We start from the raw sequence: 1,672 nt of genomic DNA, 5'->3' as shown, positions 1-1,672 counted from the left end.
CCCTCGAACATCGGCGCTTGCAGCACCGCAAAATCGCCGCCTAGATATCAACCCCAGATGAGGCCAACCCTCCGCTAAATCCGCGACCCGGCTGTCTCAAAACTTCTGACGACGTACACCCTCGCAGGTCGATGCCTTGGGGTGGGATTCTATCCGCAGTCAAATTTCTTCCACGCCGACGTCGGGGCAGGGTTCGGCGCTGGTAGATCACGCGCGCCGACAGACCCAATGGCGCGCCAAGAGCTCTGCGACACTCACCGGCAAGATCATTCGAAAGGACGCCGGAACATGGATCGAACTGGGGAGCTACCTAACCATCAGTCGCTAGACCCAGATCGGGCTTGCGGCGTGGTCTGAGTGGAATCCGAAGCTGTTGCTCTGTCCATGTCAGACCTACCATCTTCACCCTACCATTCTGGGCCCAAGATTATGAACAAGCCTCACCCCACGCGGTCGCCAGAAGCCCTCTTCGAAACGGCGACGGTCGGAGCCTTTCAACTCTCCAACCGGATCGTGATGGCGCCCCTTACCCGCAATCGCGCGGGGCCAGGCCTGATCCCCAGCGCCTATGCCGCCGAGTATTATGCGCAGCGCGCTTCAGCCGGCCTGATCATCGCCGAGGCTACTCAGATCTCGGCTCAGGCGCAGGGCTATTCCGATACGCCTGGCTGCTACAGCGATCTCCAGGTTATGGGGTGGCGAAAGGTGACGGACGCAGTGCATGCCAAGGGCGGGATCATCGTCCTGCAGCTCTGGCATACCGGCCGTGTGTCGCACACGACTTTCCAGAAGGATGGCCAAGCGCCGGTTGGGCCGTCCGCCATCCGGGCCAACACCCAGACCTTCATCGCGGGCCAGGGCTTCGTCGACGTTTCGACGCCCCGCGCGCTGGACCTCACGGAAATTCCTGGCATCGTCGAAGACTTCCGCTATGCCTCAAGCCGCGCCCTCGAGGCCGGGTTTGACGGGGTGGAGCTCCATGGCGCCCATGGCTACCTGCTCGACGCCTTCCTGCGGGGCGGCACGAACCATCGCACGGACGCCTATGGCGGCAGTATTGAGAACCGCGCCCGCTTGATCCTAGAGGTCACCAAGGCGGTCACCGCCGAGATCGGCGCGGACCGTGTGGGGGTGCGGCTGTCGCCAGTTTCGCCGGCTGGTGATTCCAAGGACAATGATCCCCAACCGCTGTTCAATCACGTGGTCGAAGGTCTCAACGGCTTCGGTCTGGCCTATGTGCATGTGGTCGAAGGCGCCACCGGTGGCGCACGGGACTATGCGCCGTTCGACTACCAGGCGTTGCGCGACCGCTTCGACGGCGTCTGGATGGTCAACAATGGTTATGATCGCCAAATGGCGATGGATGCCGTCTCCAGCGGTCGAGCCGATCTTGTGTCTTTCGGCCGGCAATTCATCGCGAACCCGGATTTAGTTCGCCGGCTCAAGGAGAACGGGCCTTTGAACGCGCTCCTGGCGCGCGAGACCCTCTATGGCGGGGGCGCGCACGGCTATACCGACTACCCGACGATGGACGCGGTTCCGGCCTCGACTAGCTAGATGTTTGGTCCCGGACTTTGATGGGTTGGATCGATGTTGAATCTTTCAGGCTCTTTTGTCCAGATTTTGCAGATGTATTCGTATGGGGTCAGGCCGTTGAGGGTCTTCAGACGGC

General features: G+C 61.6%; 1 protein-coding gene and 2 pseudogenes. 1 reads left to right on the top strand and 2 read right to left on the bottom strand.

Annotated features, from left to right (window positions below):
• Positions 1 to 40 precede the first annotated feature (40 nt).
• Positions 41 to 118: pseudogene (locus ACP69S_RS22020) on the bottom strand (hypothetical protein); the annotation flags it as partial.
• A gap of 311 nt (positions 119 to 429) precedes the next feature.
• Between ACP69S_RS22020 and ACP69S_RS22015 the strand changes: the two are divergent.
• Positions 430 to 1,557 (top strand): alkene reductase, encoded by a 1,128-nt coding sequence (locus ACP69S_RS22015; protein WP_426000856.1) that lies wholly within the window; start codon positions 430 to 432, stop codon positions 1,555 to 1,557.
• Here ACP69S_RS22015 and ACP69S_RS22010 read toward each other — a convergent pair.
• Positions 1,554 to 1,672: pseudogene (locus ACP69S_RS22010) on the bottom strand (IS481 family transposase); the annotation flags it as partial. The gene ACP69S_RS22015 and the pseudogene ACP69S_RS22010 sit on opposite strands and share 4 nt — an antisense overlap.

This window comes from Caulobacter sp. DWR1-3-2b1, from assembly GCF_049895765.1.
Lineage (GTDB): Bacteria > Pseudomonadota > Alphaproteobacteria > Caulobacterales > Caulobacteraceae > Caulobacter.
Note: the sequence above shows the minus strand (reverse complement) of the source record. Positions and strands in the feature narration are given on the sequence as shown.